This is a genomic window from Xanthomonas bonasiae (genome assembly GCF_014836395.1).
Lineage (GTDB): Bacteria > Pseudomonadota > Gammaproteobacteria > Xanthomonadales > Xanthomonadaceae > Xanthomonas_A > Xanthomonas_A bonasiae.
This window is the reverse complement of sequence record NZ_JACSQX010000002.1, coordinates 153,240-170,898: the sequence shown is the minus strand read 5'-3', so window position 1 is coordinate 170,898 and position 17,659 is coordinate 153,240. Positions and strand designations below refer to the sequence as shown.

At 69.9% G+C, this 17,659-nt stretch carries 13 protein-coding genes; 6 read left to right on the top strand and 7 right to left on the bottom strand.

Annotated elements, in window-relative coordinates:
• Window positions 1-60: 60 nt before the first annotated feature.
• A complete protein-coding gene (locus tag H9658_RS03530) occupies window positions 61-1,914 on the bottom strand; it encodes a methyl-accepting chemotaxis protein (protein WP_191824374.1) in 1,854 nt (617 codons plus the stop codon).
• 314 nt (window positions 1,915-2,228) lie between these two features.
• On the bottom strand, window positions 2,229-4,658 hold the full coding sequence (locus H9658_RS03525) for a membrane-bound PQQ-dependent dehydrogenase, glucose/quinate/shikimate family (RefSeq protein WP_191824571.1): 2,430 nt from the start codon (window positions 4,656-4,658) through the stop codon (window positions 2,229-2,231).
• An 89-nt stretch (window positions 4,659-4,747) separates the two neighbouring features.
• Here H9658_RS03525 and H9658_RS03520 point away from each other — a divergent pair, with 89 nt between their 5' ends.
• Window positions 4,748-4,885 carry a hypothetical protein gene (locus tag H9658_RS03520; RefSeq protein WP_179566627.1) on the top strand — a complete coding sequence of 46 codons (138 nt, stop codon included), beginning with the start codon at window positions 4,748-4,750 and terminating at the stop codon, window positions 4,883-4,885.
• 77 nt (window positions 4,886-4,962) lie between these two features.
• Here the strand turns inward: H9658_RS03520 and otsA are convergent, their stop codons facing one another.
• The 4 genes from otsA to H9658_RS03500 all read right to left on the bottom strand — a co-directional run bounded on the left by otsA (window position 4,963) and on the right by H9658_RS03500 (window position 11,599).
• On the bottom strand, window positions 4,963-6,330 hold the full coding sequence (gene otsA / locus H9658_RS03515) for an alpha,alpha-trehalose-phosphate synthase (UDP-forming) (RefSeq protein ID WP_179566625.1): 1,368 nt from the start codon (window positions 6,328-6,330) through the stop codon (window positions 4,963-4,965).
• On the bottom strand, window positions 6,327-8,108 hold the full coding sequence (locus H9658_RS03510; RefSeq protein ID WP_191824373.1) for a glycoside hydrolase family 15 protein: 1,782 nt from the start codon (window positions 8,106-8,108) through the stop codon (window positions 6,327-6,329). The genes otsA and H9658_RS03510 overlap by 4 nt, the downstream gene beginning before the upstream one ends.
• Window positions 8,109-8,176: 68 nt before the next feature.
• Window positions 8,177-8,929 carry a trehalose-phosphatase gene (gene otsB, locus H9658_RS03505; protein WP_191824372.1) on the bottom strand — a complete coding sequence of 251 codons (753 nt, stop codon included), beginning with the start codon at window positions 8,927-8,929 and terminating at the stop codon, window positions 8,177-8,179.
• A gap of 231 nt (window positions 8,930-9,160) precedes the next feature.
• Window positions 9,161-11,599, bottom strand: coding sequence for a TonB-dependent receptor plug domain-containing protein (locus tag H9658_RS03500; RefSeq protein ID WP_191824371.1), 2,439 nt, complete (start codon window positions 11,597-11,599; stop codon window positions 9,161-9,163).
• 237 nt (window positions 11,600-11,836) lie between these two features.
• Between H9658_RS03500 and H9658_RS03495 the strand changes: the two genes are divergently transcribed.
• The 5 genes from H9658_RS03495 (at window position 11,837) to H9658_RS03475 (ending at window position 16,717) form a co-directional block, all read left to right on the top strand.
• The gene (locus tag H9658_RS03495) at window positions 11,837-12,316 is read left to right on the top strand and encodes a DUF3574 domain-containing protein (RefSeq protein ID WP_179566617.1); all 480 of its coding nucleotides are present in this window, start codon (window positions 11,837-11,839) and stop codon (window positions 12,314-12,316) included.
• Between the two features lie 46 nt (window positions 12,317-12,362).
• Window positions 12,363-12,824, top strand: a complete 462-nt coding sequence (locus H9658_RS03490) for a GNAT family N-acetyltransferase (RefSeq protein WP_318241168.1) — start codon at window positions 12,363-12,365, stop codon at window positions 12,822-12,824.
• Between the two features lie 107 nt (window positions 12,825-12,931).
• Window positions 12,932-14,530 (top strand): hypothetical protein, encoded by a 1,599-nt coding sequence (locus H9658_RS03485; RefSeq protein ID WP_191824370.1) that lies wholly within the window; start codon window positions 12,932-12,934, stop codon window positions 14,528-14,530.
• A 32-nt stretch (window positions 14,531-14,562) separates the two neighbouring features.
• Window positions 14,563-15,765 carry a lysozyme inhibitor LprI family protein gene (locus tag H9658_RS03480; protein ID WP_225209717.1) on the top strand — a complete coding sequence of 401 codons (1,203 nt, stop codon included), beginning with the start codon at window positions 14,563-14,565 and terminating at the stop codon, window positions 15,763-15,765.
• Between the two features lie 121 nt (window positions 15,766-15,886).
• Complete coding sequence (locus H9658_RS03475) at window positions 15,887-16,717, top strand: DUF3014 domain-containing protein (RefSeq protein WP_191824369.1); 831 nt, start codon at window positions 15,887-15,889, stop codon at window positions 16,715-16,717.
• A 190-nt stretch (window positions 16,718-16,907) separates the two neighbouring features.
• On the opposite strand, the gene H9658_RS03470 is transcribed toward H9658_RS03475, so the two are convergent.
• A complete protein-coding gene (locus H9658_RS03470) occupies window positions 16,908-17,612 on the bottom strand; it encodes a glutathione S-transferase (RefSeq protein ID WP_191824368.1) in 705 nt (234 codons plus the stop codon).
• Between the last annotated feature and the right edge of the window lie 47 nt (window positions 17,613-17,659).

Genomic DNA, 17,659 nt, shown 5'->3' with positions numbered 1-17,659 from the left:
CGCGGGCCGGTGACGCGCCGTGCGTCCGTGCAACCGGCGCCGACCGCGCAGCGTGCCGGTTCAGCCGGCGCTGCGCAGTTGCGTGACCTTGCCGCCGCCCGGCTGCGCGCGATTGGTTTCGATCCGGAACACCGCCACCGCGGTGGCCAGGCCGCCGGCCTGTTCTTCCATGCTGCGCGCCGCGGCGGTGGCTTCTTCCACCAGCGCGGCGTTGCGTTGGGTCACTTCGTCCAGTTGCATCACCGTGCGGTTGACCTGCTCGATGCCGCTGGATTGTTCGGCGCTGGCGGCGCTGATCTCGCCGATCAGCCCGGTCACGCGCTGCACCGAGCCGACGATCTCGTGCATGGTGGCGCCGGCGCGGTTCACCAGCCCGGAGCCCAGCGTCACCTTCTGCGTGGAGTCTTCGATCAGCTGCTTGATCTCCTTGGCCGCGTCCGCCGAGCGCTGCGCCAGCGAGCGCACTTCCGAGGCGACCACGGCGAAACCGCGGCCCTGCTCGCCGGCGCGCGCGGCTTCGACCGCGGCGTTGAGCGCGAGGATGTTGGTCTGGAACGCGATCCCGTCGATGACGCTGATGATCTCGCCGATGCGCCGCGACGAGGTGCTGATCGCGCTCATCGTGGCGACCACCTCGTCCATCACCTTGCCGCCGGACTGGGCGATCTCGCCGGTGCCGTGTACCAGGCCGTTGGCCTGCTGCGCGTTGTCGGCGTTCTGCTTCACCGCCGAGGTCAGTTCCTCCATCGAGCTGGCGGCTTCCTCCAGGCTGGCCGCCTGCTGCTCGGTGCGGTCGGACAGGTCGGTGTTGCCGGCGGCGATTTCCATCGCCGCGCGGCGGATCGCCTCGACCGCGCCCTGGATGCCGACGATGATCTCGGTCAGCTTGGCCACGGTGCGGTTGGTGTCCTCGCGCAGCCGCGCGAACACGCCCTGCGCGTCGCCGTCGACGCGATGGGTGAGATCGCCTTCGGCCAGCGCGGCCAGCGCGCTGGCCAGCGCCGCCAGGTTGCTCTCCACCGAATCGGAAATGCGGTTGACGCCCTCGGCCAATGACTTGAGCACGCCGTCCATCGACGCCGTATCGAGGCGGCGGCTGAAATCGCCATGTGCGGCGGCGTCGATCACCGCGGTCAGCGCCTGCTCGGCGTTGACCTGCGCGGTCACCTCCTCCCACTGCGCGATGGTGCCCAGGCGCACGCCGTCGGCGCCGGTGATCGGGCTGTAGACGAAGTCGATCTGGCGGCCGAAGAACGGCGCGCGCACGCGCTTGGAACCGGTCAGCGCGCGCATGCGGTCGATCGCCGCCTGGCTGTCCGGATAGATGTCGCCGATGCTGCCGCCGACGAACTGCTCGGCGCTGAATTCGGGGCGGAAGCTCTGCACGTCGGGCTCGATCGCGCGCAGCATCTGCAGCAGCTTGCGGTTGGCGAAGTGCACGCGGCCGTCGTCGTCGGCGATGCGGATCATGGTATCCAGGTCGTCCAGCGCCTGGATCACGAAGCGGCCATGGCGCAGTTCGGCCTCGGTCTCGGCCTGGCGTGCGGCCAGTCGCGCCTGCGCCGTCTGTACCGCGCGCAGCAGCGCGGCGTCGGCGGCGTCGCCGGCGCCATCGAGGCGTTGCTCGAAGCGGCCTTCGCCCAGCGCCTGCACCGCCTGCAGCGCGCGTTGCGACGGCGCCGCGCGCCGCGTGCCGGCCCAGTACAGCGCCGCCACCAGCAGTGCCGCGGCGGCCAGTGCCGGCGCGAGGCGCGCCAGCGCCGGCCCGTTCGGCCCAAGCTGGCGGCCGAGGTGCAACGCGTACAGCGCCATCGCCAACAGGCCCAGCGCATAGGCCAGTGCGAACAGCAAGGGGCGCGGGGGCAGGCGGGAGCCGCCAATCGGGCGAGGGGATGCGGCGTCTGGCAAGGTCATGGCGGCTACCGGCTGGGAAGATCGGCGCAATCCGCGCGTCGACAAATCGTTGAATGTGCCTCTCAGTATCGGCCGGCAGGTTGGTGGGCTTGACCGCGGCACAGACCGCTCGTCGGAAATATCGCGCCTGAATAGGCGAGATAGGTCGCTGAAAACGCTGTATTTTTTGCTGCAGCGCAATAGGCCGCCCGGCGATGGCTCGGCCCGCAACGGGGACATGCGCGAATGCGCCGCCGTTGGCCGGCAGCGTTCCGGGCACAAAAAAACCGGCCGTCTTGCGACGGCCGGTCGGGTCCGGCGGAAGCGGGCCGGCGTTACTTCGCCGGCGCGGCGTCCGGCAGGGTCCAGGCGATCACGCTGTCGCCGGGCTTGGTTTCCATGCGGTCGTGGCCACCGATCGCGGCGACGATGTACTGCTTGCCGTTCACCGTATAGCTCAGCGGCGCGGCCTGCGGGCCGGCCGGCACCCGCACTTCCCACAGCAGCTTGCCGGTCTGGGTGTCGTAGCCGCGCAGGAAGTTGTCCAGCGCCGCGCCGATGAAGGTGACGCCGCCGGCGGTGGCCAGCGAGCCGCTGTTGTTCGGCGTGCCCAGTTCGAACTTCATCTTCGACGGGATGCCCATCGGGCCCTGGTCGTAGCCGGTGCCCAGCGGACGCCGCCAGATCACCTGCTGGGTGCGCAGGTCCACGCCGGAGACGTAGCCCCACGGCGGGGCGATGCACGGCGTGTTCAGCGGCGACATCCACGGTTCCTTGCGCGCGCCGTAGGCCAGGCCTTCCTGCGCCATGTAGCCCGGCGTCTTGCTCTTGCCGTTGAATACCGACACCACGCCGAGCTCGTGCATCTTCTCCCGGGTGTAGACGTTCTCGGTGTACGGCAGGCGATTGCTGTTCATCACCATGATGCCGCGCTGCAGGTCCACCGATACGCCGCCCCAGTTGATGCCGCCGTGGTTGCCGGTGAACGACAGCGAGCCGCCCAGGCTGGGCGGAGTGAACATGCCCTGGTAGCGCAGCTGCTTGAACTGGATGCGGCAGGCCAGCTGGTCGAACGGGGTGATGCCCCAGGCGTCGGATTCGACGATGGTCTCGTAACCCTTGCTCGGCGCGCCGACGGTGTTGGGCATGCCCGGCGACACCGGCTGGGTCTTGGCGGTCCAGTCGCCGTGGTCGGTGCCCTGCGGCACCGGCAGTTGCTGCACCGGCATGATCGGCTTGCCGGTCTCGCGATCGAGCACGAACACCTGGCCGGACTTGGTGGCCTGGATCACCGCCGGACGGGTGCCGCCGCCGGGGACCGGGAAATCGACCAGGTTCGGCTGCGGGCCGATGTCGTAGTCCCACAGGTCGTGGTTGACGGTGCGGAAGTGCCAGCGCTCCTTGCCGGTGGCCGCATCCACCGCGACCAGCGAGGCGGTGTATTCCTCTTCCTGCGGGGTGCGGCCCTTGCCGAAGAAGTCGCCGGAGGCGTTGCCGGTTGGCAGGTAGACCAGGCCCAGTTCGTCGTCGGCGGCCATCAGCGACCACACGTTCGGGGTCGAACGGGTATAGGTCTGGCCGGCCGGCGGCGCGGCGTCGATCGCCGGGTTGCCCAGATCCCAGGCCCAGCGCAGCTGGCCGCTGATCGCATCGAAGGCGCGCACCACGCCGGACGGCGCATCGCGTTCCTGGCCGTCGCGGACCTGGCCTGTGGGCTGGATCACCACGCCGCGCATCACCACCGGCGGCGAGGTCGGGCCGACGAAGCCGGGCTTGGTGTTGCCGGTGTCCTTGTTCAGGTCCACGTAGCCGTGGTCGCCGAAGCTCTCGCACAGCTTGCCGGTGGCGGCGTCGAGCGCGCCCAGGCGGCCATCGACCATCGGCCAGAAGATGCGCTTGGCGCATTCGGCGACCGGGGTGGTGGCCTCGAAGTAGGACACGCCGCGGCAGGTGGTGGCGGCGACGCCGGCCATCGCCTTGGGGTTGGTCTTGGGATCGAAGCGCCAGCGTTCCTTGCCGGTGGTGGCCTCGACCGCGATCACCTTCTGCGTGGGCGTGCAGATGTAGACCAGGTCGCCGACCTTCAGCGGTGTGTTCTGGAACGCATAACCGAGCTTGGAGCCGGCGGGCTTGAGGTCGCCGGTATGGAATTCCCAGGCGATCTTCAGGTCCTTGACGTTGTCAGGCGTGATCTGCGCGCCGGGACTGTAGTGGTTGGACAGGTTGGAGCCGGCGTAGGCGGTCCAGTTGCTGACGTCGTGGTTGGCGGCGACGTTGCCGTCGGGGCTGTTCACCGTGGCGCGGCTGAACGCGCTCTGCGGGCGCTGCGCGGCCAGCGCCGGATCGGCCAGCTCGACGCTGCGCGGGAAGAACAGCGGCACGAACACCAGCAGCGCGCCGAGGACCGGCAGCACGCCGGTGACCAGCGCGTAACCCAGCCCGGACACCGGCGCCAGGCGCCAGCGCGCCACCTTCCAGAACGGCAACAGCAGCAGGCCGAGCACCGAGATCATCGCCAGGCGCGGGATCAGCGCCCAGCCGTCCAGGCCGACTTCGGCCAGCGCCCAGGCGATGGTCGCGGCCAGGGTCAGGCCGAACAGCCACAGTCCGGCGCGGCGCCCGAGCGCCAGCAGCACGCCGGACACGGCCAGGGCCAGGCCGGCCAGCAGGTAGTACCAGGAGCCGCCGGCGGCGACGAGTTGGCCGCCCATCGCGGCCAGGGCGGCGCCGATCAGGGCGATGACCACGGCATAGGCGACGAACAGCCAGCTGCCGGGTCCGTGTTGCGGAGAGTGAGGGGTCATGGAGAGGGTCTGCAGAAGATCCGGCGGCGCCGTGCTGGCGCAGGAAGATCGTGGAGGGGATCGAGCGCTGGTTCGGCTGCATCGGCGGCGACCTGGCGCTCAACGAGCACGTCGCGCGCCCCTCCCAGGGTTTCGATACGCGGCGTATGGGCGGCGATTTTAAAGGAATCCGCGTGCGCGGTCCGTGACCGTGCAGAAACCTGCGTTCTGCGTGCGGTGGCGTGCCTGCCGCGCGCGGCGATGGCGCCGCCGCGGCAGGTGCGGATCAGCGCCGCTCCAGCGCCTGCAGGTAGCGCTGCCGCCACACGCCGATGTCGTTCTTGCGCAGGTGCTCCATCATGGTCTGCCAGCGTTCGATGCGCTTGGCCTTGGGCAGCGAGGCGGCGGTGGCGATCGCATCGGCGACGCCGTCCAGGTCGTGCGGATTGACCAGCAGCGCTTCCTTCAGTTCGTCGGCGGCGCCGGCCAGCAGCGACAGCACCAGCACGCCCGGATTCTCCGGATCCTGCGCGGCCACGTATTCCTTGGCCACCAGGTTCATGCCGTCGCGCAGCGGCGTCACCAGGCCGACCTGCGCGGCGCGGTAGAAGCCGGTCAACGTGGCGTGGGTGAAGTTGCGGTTGACGTAGCGCAATGGCGTCCAGTCCGGCTCGGCGTGGCCGCCGTTGATGTGCCCGGCGATCTGTTCGAGCTGGTTGCGCAGTTGTTTGTACTCGGTGACGTCGCCGCGCGAGACCGGCGCGATCTGCAGATAGGTGAGGCTGCCGCGCTGGTCCGGATGCCGCTCCAGGTAGCGCTCGAAACCGAGGAAGCGTTCGGGCAGGCCCTTGGAGTAGTCCAGCCGGTCCACGCCGATCGCCAGCTGACGGTCGCGCAGGCTGCTGCGCAGGTCGCGTACCGCCGGCTTGGTCACCGCCGCGCGCGCCTGCTGCGCGATCAGTTCGGTGTCGATGCCGATCGGGAATTTCTCGGCGCGGAAGCGGCGCCCGCCGGGCGCTTCCAGCACGCCGTCCTTGATCACCTTGCCGCCGCCGAACAGGCGCACGTAGGCCTGGAAGCGGTCCACGTCGCGCTGGGTCTGGAAGCCGACCAGGTCGTAGGCGTAGAAGCCGGAGAACAGCCGCGCATGATCGGGCAGGGCCTGGATCAGGTCGGCGGAGGGGAACGGCACGTGCAGGAAGAAGCCGATGCGGCAGCCGATGCCGCGCTCGCGCAGCAGCGAGGCCAGCGGGATCAGGTGGTAGTCGTGGATCCACACCGTGTCGTCTTCGCGCAGCAGCGGCGCCAGCTTCTCGGCGAACATCGCGTTGACCCGGCGGTAGCCCTCGCGGGTGGCGCGGTCGTAGTCGACCAGGTCCAGGCGGAAGTGCAGCAGCGGCCACAGCGTGCGGTTGGCGAAGCCGTTGTAGTACGCGTCCAGGTCGGCGCGGTTGAGGTCCATGGTGACGAAGCGGATGTCGCCCTGGGTCTGCTCGTGCATCGCGCCGCTGTCGCCGCGCACGGTCTTGCCGCTCCAGCCGAACCACACCCCGCCGCGTTCCTTCAACGCGGCGAGCAAGCCCACCGCCAGGCCGCCGGCGCGGTTCTCGCCGGGCAAGGCCACGCGGTTGGATACCACTACGAGTCTGCTCATGAAGCCTCCTGCCAGCTGCGCGACAAGCGCATCGCGGCGATGATCAACCCGACATGCGAATAGGTCTGCGGGAAATTGCCCCAGGCCTCGCCGTTGTCGAAGGCTAGGTCCTCCGACAGCAAGCCCAGGTGATTGCGGCGCGCGAGGATGCGCTCGAACAGTTCGCGCGCTTCGTCCTTGCGCCCGATCGCGGCGAGCGCGTCGATGTACCAGAACGTACAGATGGTGAAGCTGGTTTCCGGCGCGCCGAAATCGTCCGGCGCCACGTAGCGGTACAGCGCATCGCCGTGCTTGAGGTCGCGGCCGATCGCCTCGACCGTGGCGACGAAGCGCGCATCGTCCGGGGCGATGAAGCCGATGTCGGCCAGCAACAGCAGCGAGGCGTCCAGGCGATGGCCGTTGAAGGTGTCGGTGAAGTGGCCGCGCTCGGCGCTCCAGGCGTCGGCCAGCACCCGCGCGTGGATGGTGTCGGCGCGTTCGCGCCAGTACGCCACGCGTGCGTCCAGGCCCAGCCGCGCGGCGATCTTGGCCAGGCGGTCGCAGGCGGCCCAGCACATCGCGCTGGTGTAGGTGTGGACCTCGGCGCGGCCGCGGAATTCCCACAGCCCGGCGTCGGGCACGTCGTGCAACGCGAACGCGTGCTCGCCCAGCGGCTCCAGGCGCAGGAAGGTGTCCTTGTCGCCGGGATCCTTCAGGCGCAGGTCGAAGAACAATTGCGTGGACGCCAGCACCACGCTGCCGTACACGTCGTGCTGTTTCTGGATCCAGGCCAGGTTGCCGCGCCGCACCGGCCCCATGCCGCGGTAGCCGGCCAGCGACGGCACTTCGTGTTCTTCCAGCGCCGCCTCGAAGCCGATGCCGTACAGCGGCTGCAGGCTGCCGTCGGTGGTGGCGATGTTGAAGATGTAGCCGAGGAACTGCTCCATGGTGCGGGTGGCGCCGAGCCGGTTCAGCGCGCGCACCACGAAGGCGGCGTCGCGCAGCCAGCAATAGCGGTAGTCCCAGTTGCGCGGGGTGTCCGGCGCCTCGGGAATCGAGGTGGTCATCGCCGCGATGATCGCGCCGCTGTCCTCGTACTGGCACAGCTTCAGGGTGATCGCGCTGCGGATCACCGCATCCTGCCAGTCCAGCGGCACCGACAGGTAGCGCACCCACTCGCGCCAGTATTCCTCTGTGCGCTCCTGCGCTTCCTGGATGTAGCCGGTCAGCGAGCGGGTCAGCGATTCGTCCACCCCGAGCATCAGGTTGACCGGATGGCTGAGCACGAACGGCAGCTCGTCGCGGATGAAGCGCACCGGCACGTCGGTGGTCAGGCGCAGGGTGAACTCCGGCAGCAGCCAGCGCACGTGGTTGCTGCCCCAGGTGCTTTCCGGCTTGCGCGCGCCCCAGTCGGCCAGCGGCCGCGCGAGGACGCGGATGCGCGGATTGCCGGACAGCGGCCGCACCTGGCGGATGATGCTGACCGGCCGGTAGAAGCGGCCGTGGTTGCGCCAGCGCGGCGCGAAGTCGATCACTTCCACCGCGCCGCCGTGCGCGTCGCGCAGCACGGTGCGCAGGATCGCGGTGTTGGCCAGGTAGTGCTGCTCGCTGTCGGCGAAATCCTCCAGCTCGATGCTGAAATCGCCGCCGTCGTGGTCGCGCGGCGACAGCAGCGCGCAGAACGCCGGGTCGCCGTCGAAGGCCGGCAGGCAGCTCCACACCACGCGTGCCTGTTTGTCGACCAGCGCGCCGAAACTGCCGTTGCCGATCACGCCGAGGTCGAGAGTGGGGGAGCTCATGGAGGAAGCGGATCCTTGTGCGCGGTCGGGGAGGAGGCGAGGCGGGGCGCTGCCGCTGGGCACGGTACTCATGCGGCGTTGTCGCGCAACCAGGCGTGTACGCCGCGCGGATCGGGCAAGGCGAACGTCGCCGCGCTGTGTTCGCGCGCGCCGACCAGCACGCTCCAGCCGCCGGCGGCATTGGCTGCGGCGAAGCCGAACTCGTCGGTGAGGTCGTCGCCGACGAACACCGGGCGGCGGCCCTGGAACGGCGGCTGCTGCAGCAGCGCGGTCAGCGCCAGGCCCTTGTCGCTGCCCTCGGGCACGAACTCGACCACGTGGTCGCCGGGCTGCAGGCGGTAGCCGGGCAGCGCATCGATCTGCGCCTGGGCGAAGGCCAGGACCTGCGGACCGGCCTCCGGCGCTGCGCGCCAGTGCAGCGCCAGGCTGGCGCCCTTGTCTTCGACCAGCACGCCGGGATGCGCCTGGCGCAGGTGCGCGGCGCGTTGGTGCAAGCCGTGCAGCCACTGCGAAGTATCGGCCGGCATCGCGGCGCGGGCATTGATGTCGCTGCGCAGTTCGTGGCCGTGCAGGCCGGCGGCCGGCAGGCGCAGCGGCGCGAACAGCGCGTCCAGCTGCGCCAGCGGGCGGCCGCTGACCAGCGCCAGCGCACCGTGCAGGCGGTCGCTGATGCGGCCGATCGCCTCGCGCACCTCGGGCAGCAGGTGCACGCCGTCGGGGCGATCGGCGAATTCGATGAGGGTGCCGTCCACGTCTAGGAACAATGCGCAGGCATCGTCCAGGCGCGGCGGCGGCGGTCGGAGGGGGAGCGCGTCTGCCATGCGTTCATGATGAACGAGACAGCGTTAGGGCCAAGTGGAGTGGCCGGGATTGGGGAGTGGGGATTCGGGATTGGCAAAAGCCATGCAGGGCCCCGCTGTTGCGAATCCCCAATCCCGAATCCCCAATCCCAACTTCGTCGATTGGGGAGTGGGGATTCGGGATTGGCAAAAGCCGTGCAGGGTCCCGCTGTTGCGAATCCCCAATCCCAAATCCCCAATCCCACACCTTCGTCAGAAGGTGTACCGCACGCGCCCGTAGTAATAAGCGCCATTGCTGCCGATCGGCGACAGCACGTCGTAGGGCAGGTTGCCGAAGTAGTAGATGTCGGTGTTGGAGCGGTCGGAGTAGTTGTCGGTGAGGTTCTGCCCGCCCAGCGCCACGCTCCACTGCGTGGTGATGCGGTACTCGACCTCGGCGTCGAGCTGCCACTCGGCGCCGTAGGTCTGCCGCGGCACGTAGCCGTCGCCGAAGTCGAACACGCGGGTGGCGCTGCCGTAGCGGCTGACCCGGGTCTGCAGCGCCCAGCGGTCGTTGCTCCAGTTCGCCGCGAACTGGGCGCGGGTGCGCGGCGCGGCGTCGGTCAGGGTGTTGCTCTCCTCCACGCCGAACAGCACGTAGTCCGGGTTCAGCGCCAGCAGCTGCGGCGGCGTGGCGACCAGGTTCTTCAGTTCGGTCTTGGCGTAGCTCCAGGTGCCGGTCAACTGCAGCTGGCCGTCGCCCAGCGCCTGTCGCCAGTTGCTGACCAGTTCCGCGCCGCGGGTGCGGGTGTCGGCGGCGTTGACGAAGAAGCTGGCGCTCTGCAGGCCGGTGACGCCGAAGTTCTGCGCCACGAACGCGGTCAATGCATCGCCGCTGATGTCTTCGGACAGCGCGATGCGGTCGTCGATGTCGATCTGGAACAGGTCCAGCGACAAGTCGAAGTGCGAACCGATGCGGCTGGTGAAACCGAGGCTGTAGTTGACCGATTTCTCCGGCTTCAGCTCCTTCGCGCCCAGCGCCTGCGCGATCGGGTTGTTGACCGACAGCAGCCGGCCCTGCAGCAGCTGCCCGGCCGCATCGTAGCCGCTGGAGGTGGCTTCGTAGCCGATCTGGCTCAGCGACGGTGCGTGGAAGTTGTTGGAGATCGCGCCGCGCAGCGCGAACGCCGGCACGAACTCGTAGCGCGCGGCCAGCTTGCCGGTCAGTTCGCCGCCGAAATCCTGGTAGTGCTCGTAGCGCGCGGCCAGGTCGGTGGAGAACTTGTCGCCGAATTGGCTGGACACGCTGGCGTAGGCGCTGGCGACGTTGCGCGACAGGTCGGCCGCGTCCTGCGGGGTCAGCCCGCCGCCGGCCTGGGCGCCGGTGGGGCGGTCGGTGTAAGCGCCGGCAGCGTAGCTGGCCGGGTCGCCGGGACGGGTACGGTAATGCTCGCGGCGGAATTCCACGCCGCTGCCGACGGTGTGGGTGGCGCCGGCGGCGTCGAAGCTGCGGCTCAGGTCGAGGTTGGCCACGCTCTGCTCGAAGGCGTAGTCGCCGGTCTTGAAGCGGGTCGGACTGCCCGGGCCGAGCGAGGCGTTGAGCGAGTTCTTCAGCCGGTAGGTGAAGTCGTTGCGGCCGTAGTCGACACTGGCGTCGTAGGCCCACTCGCCCCATTGCCCGCGCGCGCCGGCCACGCTCTGGATGTCGCGGTTCTCGCCCAGCGACACCGGGCGGTAGCCGTTCGGGTAGACCTCGGTCCAGTTGGCGTCGCTGTCGGGATAGCGGAAATAGTTGGCGCCCTGCGTGTCGCGCTGGTTGTAGGTGCCGAAGAAATAGAACTCGCTGGTCTGGCCGAACGGCAGCTTGCCGTTGATCCAGGCGTTGAGGTCCTTGCTGGCGCCGTCGCCGAGCACGTAGTTGCGCTTGCCGGCCAGGGCCAGGTTGGCCGGGGTCTGCGCCTCGAACGGCGGGATCTGGTCGTAGCCGGCGCGGTTGGTGCCCTCGCGGTTCTTCAGTTCCAGGCCGACCTTGAAGAAGCCGCCGTCGTCGCCCAGGCGGGTGCCGACCTTGGCGCTGGCGTAGCTGGTCTGGCCGTCGGTGACGGTGCGGTCGATCGGCTTCACGTCGGTGTGGTTGGCGCCGAAGCTGGCTTCCAGCGCGCCGCTGTCCGGATCGTCGTCGAGGATCACATTGATCACCCCGGCCACCGCGTCCGAGCCGTACTGCGCGCCGGCGCCGTCGCGCAGCACTTCGATGCGCTTGATCGCGCTGATCGGGATCGAGTTGAAGTCCACCGGGGTGGTGCCCTTGCCGATCTTGCTGTCGGTGTTGACCAGCGCCGAGGTGTGGCGGCGCTTGCCGTTGACCAGCACCAGCACCTGGTCGGGCGAGAGCCCGCGCAGCTGCGCGGCGCGGATGTGGTCGGCGCCGCCGGAATTGGACTGGCGCGGGAAGTTGAACGAGGGCAGCAGCGCCTGCAGCGCGCTGCCGAGTTCGCCGTTGACCACGCCGGCCTTGCGGATGTCCTCAGCGCTGAGCACGTCCACCGGCGCGGTGGACTCGAGCACGGTGCGGCCGCTGGCGCGGGTACCGGTGACGATCACCGTGTCCAGGTTGGTCGCGGTGCCGGGATCGGCCTGCTGGGCCAGGGCGGGGGCCGACAAAGCCAGGGCGATGGCCAGGCTCAGCGGGCGGGCGAACGGATACGACATGGGGGCTCTCTCCTGCGGTGACGCAAAGACCGCTGCGGCGGTGGTCCGTGCCGCGCAGGCGGAATACAATTCGGGTACATCCATCCGGATGAAGCGATATATTATCTTATCGTTAACGCGGCGGCGAGCCGTCCGTTCCACCGCGTTCGGCATGAGCTGATGCCCGGCGGTTATCGGGCGCGCGCCGCCACGGTCGCCTACCATCGCGTCCTTCCGTTCCGCTTCCGAGACCTGCCGATGCTGTTGCGTGCCCCCTTGCTTGCCGTGTTCCTGGCCCTGACCGCCTGCGCCAGCGTCGCGCCGTCCGCTTCCACCGCGCCGGCCAAGGTCGGCGCCGCCATGCAGGGCGATGCCGCGCGGCCGGCGCAGGCCAGCGGCTGGGTGCGCAGCGAGCTGTACTTCGGGGTCGGCGAAGAAAGCGGCCCGGCCGATCGCCCGCAGGCCGAGCCGATCAGCGAGGCGCAATGGCGCGCGTTCCTGGACAAGCAGGTCACGCCGCGCTTCCCCGACGGCCTGACCGTGTTCGATGCCTACGGGCAGTGGCTGTTCCGCGGCGCCAAGGAGCCGAACCGGCTCAACACCAAGGTGCTGGTGATCCTGCACGAGGACACCCCGCAGCGCCGCGCCGACATCGAGGCGATCCGGCTGGCATGGAAGCAGGCGACCGGGCACCAGTCGGTGCTGTGGTCGCGGCAGCCGGTGGAGGTGTCGTTTTGAAGCCGGGATTCGGGAGTGGGGAGTGGGGATTCGGAAGGGCGGGGCGGTGACGTTTTCGATCCGCCAGGACGATCTGTCCGGTGAGGCGGTGCGTGCGTTGCTCGCGTACCACCTGCAGCAGATGCATGCGCAGTCGCCGCCGGGCAGCGTGTATGCGCTGGACCTGTCAGGACTGCAGCGCGCCGACGTGACCGTGTGGAGTGTCTGGCGCGGCGACGCGCTGGCCGCGGTCGGTGCGCTGCGCGTGCTCGACGATGGTGGCGGCGAACTGAAGTCGATGCGTACCCATCCGGACTTCCTGCGCCAGGGCGCGGCCGCGGCGCTGCTCGAGCACATCGTCGCCGCCGCACGCGCCGCCGGCCTGCAGCGGCTGAGCCTGGAGACCGGCAGCGGCGCGGCCTTCGACGCGGCGCTGGGCCTGTACCGGCGACGCGGTTTCCGCAATGGACCGGCGTTCGCCGATTACGTGCCGAGCGCGTTCAACCAGTTCCTGCATCTGGATCTGTAGCCGCGGCGCAGAGGCGCAAGCCGGGATGCTGCATCCCTGTTCGCGCGCCAATCCGCAGGCGCCGCTTCCATTACCATCCATCGACCCCCAACGCAGCCACCGCCCGCATGCCCAGCACCGCTCCTGTTTCGTCGCGCCCGCGCTGGTTCGTCGCCGGCGATCTCAACGGTTTCTTCGGCCTGGTGGTCGACAACCTGTCGATCCTCGGCTTCATCACCCTGGCCCTGGTCGGCCTGTTCCAGTTCCCGGCCGAGGTGATCTATACGCGGATGATTCCCGGCACCGCGTTCGGCGTGCTGATCGGCAACCTGCTGTACACCTGGATGGCGCGCCGGCTGGCCGCGCGCAGCGGGCGCAGCGACGTCACCGCGATGCCGCTGGGCCTGGACGCGCCGACCAGCATCGGCATGGCGCTGCTGGTGCTCGGCCCCGCGTTCGTGCGCTACAAGCAGCAGGGCCTGGACCCGCAGGCCGCGGCGCTCGCCACCTGGCACCTGGGCATGGCCGCGCTGGTGGTGATGGGCCTGCTGAAGACCGTGCTGTCGTTCTTCGGCGATGCGGTCACCCGCGCGTTGCCGCGGGCCGCGCTGCTCGGCTCGATCGCCGGCATCGCGCTGGTGCTGATGGGCTTCCTGCCGCTGCTGGAAACGCTGCGCGCGCCGCTGGTCGGGCTGGTGGTGCTGGGCCTGCTGCTGTACGTGCTGATCGCCAAGGGCCGGCTGCCGTACGGCCTGCCGGGCGTGCCGCTGGCGCTGGTGCTGGGCACCGGCCTGTACTATTGGTCGAACGCGGCCGGTTTCGGCATTCCCGGCTACGAGGCGCCGCAGTGGGTGGCGCCGCAGCTGGTGTTGCCGTGGCCGAGCCTGGGCTTCGTCGCCGGCCTGGCCGACACCGTGCCGCTGCTGCCGCTGCTGCTGCCGTTCGGCCTGCTGATGGTGGTCGGCGGCATCAACGTCAGCGAGAGCGCACGCGCCGCCGGCGACGACTACCGCACCCGCGACATCCTGCTGGTCGAGGCCTGCTCGACCCTGGTCGCCGGCGTCTGCGGCGGCGTCGCCCAGACCACGCCCTACATCGGCCAGCCGGCCTACAAGCACATGGGCGCGCGCAGCGGCTACACGCTGTTGACCGGGCTGTTCATCGGCCTGGGCGGCATGCTCGGGCTGGTCGCCGGGCTGGTGCAGTGGCTGCCGCTGGCGGTGCTGGCGCCGATCATCGTGTACGTGGCCATCGACATCACCACCCAGGCGTTCCAGGCCACGCCCAAGCGCCACGCCGGGGCGATGGTACTGGGCTTCCTGCCGTCGGTGGCCTACCTGCTGGCGATCAAGGCGCCGGGTTGGATCCCGGCGGACAAGCTGGCCGCGCTGACCACCACGCTGGACGGCCACGGGTTGCCGGAGCTGGCGGTGATCTTCACCCTGGGCAACGGCTTCATCATCACCGCGATGCTGTGGACCGCGGCGGTGGCGGCGATGGTCGATGGGCGCCTGCGTCGCGCCGCCGTGTTCCTGCTGGTGGCGGCCGCGCTGACCCTGTTCGGGCTGATCCATTCGGTGGATCCGCGCGGCGGCATCTACCTGCCATGGACGCTGAGCGGCCTGCCCAAGCTGATCGCCTGGCAGTTCGCCGGCGGCTACGTGGCGCTGGCCGCGCTGCTCGGCCTGCTGTCGCTGCAGAAGCCGCGTGCGGTGCTGGTGGACTGAGCGCCTGCGCCGGCCGCTCGCTGGAGAATGCGATGACGATGACAGGCGCCGCCGTGCGCGCGGGTTTGCTGCTGTCGTGCCTGGCCTGGATGCCGAGCGCTGCGGCGGTGTCGTTCGACTGCGCCAAGGCGTCCAGCGCGGTCGAGCGCCTGTTGTGCACGGACAAGCGATTGGATGCCGCCGACGAATCGCTGGCCCGGCGCTATGCGGCGCTCGTGGCGGTGGTGCCGGCCGCGCAGCGGCAAGGCGTGCGCAGTGCGCAGCAGGCTTGGTTGGCGCAGCGCAATGGCTGTCTGGCCCAGTCGGATCCGGGCGCCTGCCTGAAGCAGCGGATCGAGGCGCGGATACGCACCTTGGACAGCCAGTTCGCGCCGCAGGCGGCGCGCTTCGATCGCATCGTCGCCGGGATTCCCGCTGCGCCGGCCGCGGCAGCCGTGCAATTGCGCGCCTACGACGGCGGGCTGGCCTCGGCCTGGCTGGTGTATCTGCACCGCTTCGTGCCGGCGGCGGGGGTTGGTGCGGCGGAAGCGCGGGCGCGATTCGCCGCTGCCAGCGCCGCCTTGCGCCAGCAGGATCCGGTGGCGGCCGGGATGCTCGACGCTGCCGAGCCGGCCGACCGCCAGGCCGCGCAAGCGCGCGATCTGACCCTGCTGCGGCTGTGGATCGAACGCAGCGGCTACAGCGTGGACGCCACCACGGGTCCCGACCCGCGCCCCTACGTGCACTGTTTCGTGTTCGCGCAGCAGGGCAAGGCCGCCTATGAGGCGATGGGTCCGTTGTACGGGTCCAGCCGCGATCTCGACGCACCGATCTGCGCGCCGCAGCCGGGCCTGTTCGACCAGCCGGCGTGGAAACAGCTGTACAAGGCGTTTGCCAGTTTGATCGACAAGGCCTCCGACGATGCCGGCACGATGCGCTACGCGGATTTCGCAGGATGGCGCGTGCTCTCGCTGCAGGCCACGCAGTCGCCACTGCTGCTTCTGCAGCGGCCGCAAGACGCAGCACCCAGGCGCGATCCGGCAGCGGCGATCGCCGGCTGGCGCGATGCGGCGCTGTGGCCTGAAGCGGATCGCAAGGCAGCGTTGAACGCCTTGCCGCCGGCGCGCGCGGCGACGGCGCGCTGGCTGATCGAACATAAGGCGATGCCGGCGGCGCAGGCCGAGCAGGTTGCCGCCGCCATCGTCGCCTACTGGGTCGGTGCGCGCATCGCCTTCGGCGAAGGGGCCACTGGCTAGCGTCGCGCGTCCAGCGTGCGGCGGCGCCGCGCGCCGAGGCTGAACGCTGGCCGTCCCGCGGTGGAACCGGCGGCGAGCGCAGTGGTCACACCTGCCACTGTTCAACGGAGAACCGGACACCATGCAGCCACGTCATTCGCCCTGGCCCTGGATCCTGGTCGCTGTGCTGGTGGCCGCTGCCGCGGCGTGGCTGTTCCGCGACAACCTGAGCGCGCTGTTGCGTGGCGCAACGCCTGCGCCTGCTGCGGTGGCGCCGCCCGCTGCGCCGAGCGCGGCGCCGTCCGTGCCCGTGGCCACACCGCCAGCGCCGCCGCCGATCCAGCATCCGATCGATCCCGCCACCGCCGCCGATGCGGCGATCCCGGCGCTGGCCGACAGCGACGCGGCGGCGTGGGCCGAACTGGTGACGCTGGCCGGCAGCGACGCGCCGCTGGCGCTGTTGATCCGCGACCATCTGATCCAGCGCGCGGTGACGATGATCGACAACCTGCCGCAGCGCCGCGTCGCCGCGCGCACCCTGGTCTTGAAGCCGGTGCCTGGGCAACTGCAGGTCGCCACCGATGCGGCCGGCGCCAGCGTGATCGACGCGGCCAACGCGCAACGCTATGCCCCGTACGTGCAGGCCTTCACCCAGGCCGATGCCGGCGCGATGGTGGCCGCGTACCGGCGCTTCTATCCCTTGTTCCAGCAGGCGTATGTGGAACTGGGCTATCCCAAGGGCTATTTCAACGACCGTCTGGTGCAGGTGATCGACCATCTGCTGCAGGCGCCGGTGCCGGCAGCGCCGCCGGCGGTGACCGCCGATGCGCGCACCGGCAAGTACCGCTTCGTCGATCCGGCGCTGGAGTCGCTGTCGGTCGGGCAGAAGGCGCTGCTGCGCCTGGGACCGACGCAGGCCGAGGCGGTGCGCAAGCAACTGCGGGCGATCCGTGCGGCGTTGGTGCGGACCTGAGGGCTGTTGGCTTGATAGGAGTACGCCTTGCCGGTGGCAACATTGAACCGCAGCGACGACGCGGCTGACATGCGCGCACCAGCTGGCACCCCAGGCCCCATGTAGGAGCGGCTTCAGCCGCGACGAACGAAGACACGGACCGCATGCCTTCGACCAAGTGTCGGTGCCGAAGGCCTGCAGGCATCACGCATCAGCCATCCAGCTCCGGATAGCGCCGGAAAATCCCGTTGTCGTTGAACGGCAGGCGCCGCTCCGACGCCAGATACGCGGCGATGGCGGGACGATCGGACACCCGCTGCTGCAGGGCGCGCAGTTGCGGCAGCTTCGGCGAAAGCTTCTTCATCGCGCCGGGGAACGCGTAGTCCAGTCCGCTCATCAGCTGGAACAGCGACAGGTCCACGTAGGAGTGCTCGCGCAATGCGTGGCGACCGCCGCCCTGGCTCATGACCTGCTCGAAATAGCCGAGGAACTTGGGCAGCCGCTGCGTGCGCAGGTCCTCGGCGCGGCGCCGCGCCTCCGGCTTCTGGTCTTCGTAGTACAGCGCGCTGCCGATGGGGTGGTGGCTGTCGTGGATCTCGGTCACCAGGTCGGCGATGGTCAGCTGCATTTGCAGCGCCTGCATGCGCCGCGACTCGCTGTCCGGCACCAGTCCCAGCGAAGGGCCCAGGTAGTGCAGGATGTTGGCGACCTGCGCGATCACCAGCCGCCCGGCCTTCAGGAACGGCGGCGCGAACGGCCGCGCGCCCGGCTGCTCGCCGTCGAGAAAGGGCTGCAGGACCGCGTCGCCTTCCTCGCGGGCGACGTCGCGGTAGGCCGCGCCGGCATCCTCCAGCGCCAGTCGCACGAACTCGCCGCGGCCCTGGATGCCGGTCCAGTAGTAGAGGTCGTAGTGCATTGCGGCTCCTGTGCGGGAAGGTTCGGAAGCGCGAGGGTAGGGGCTGT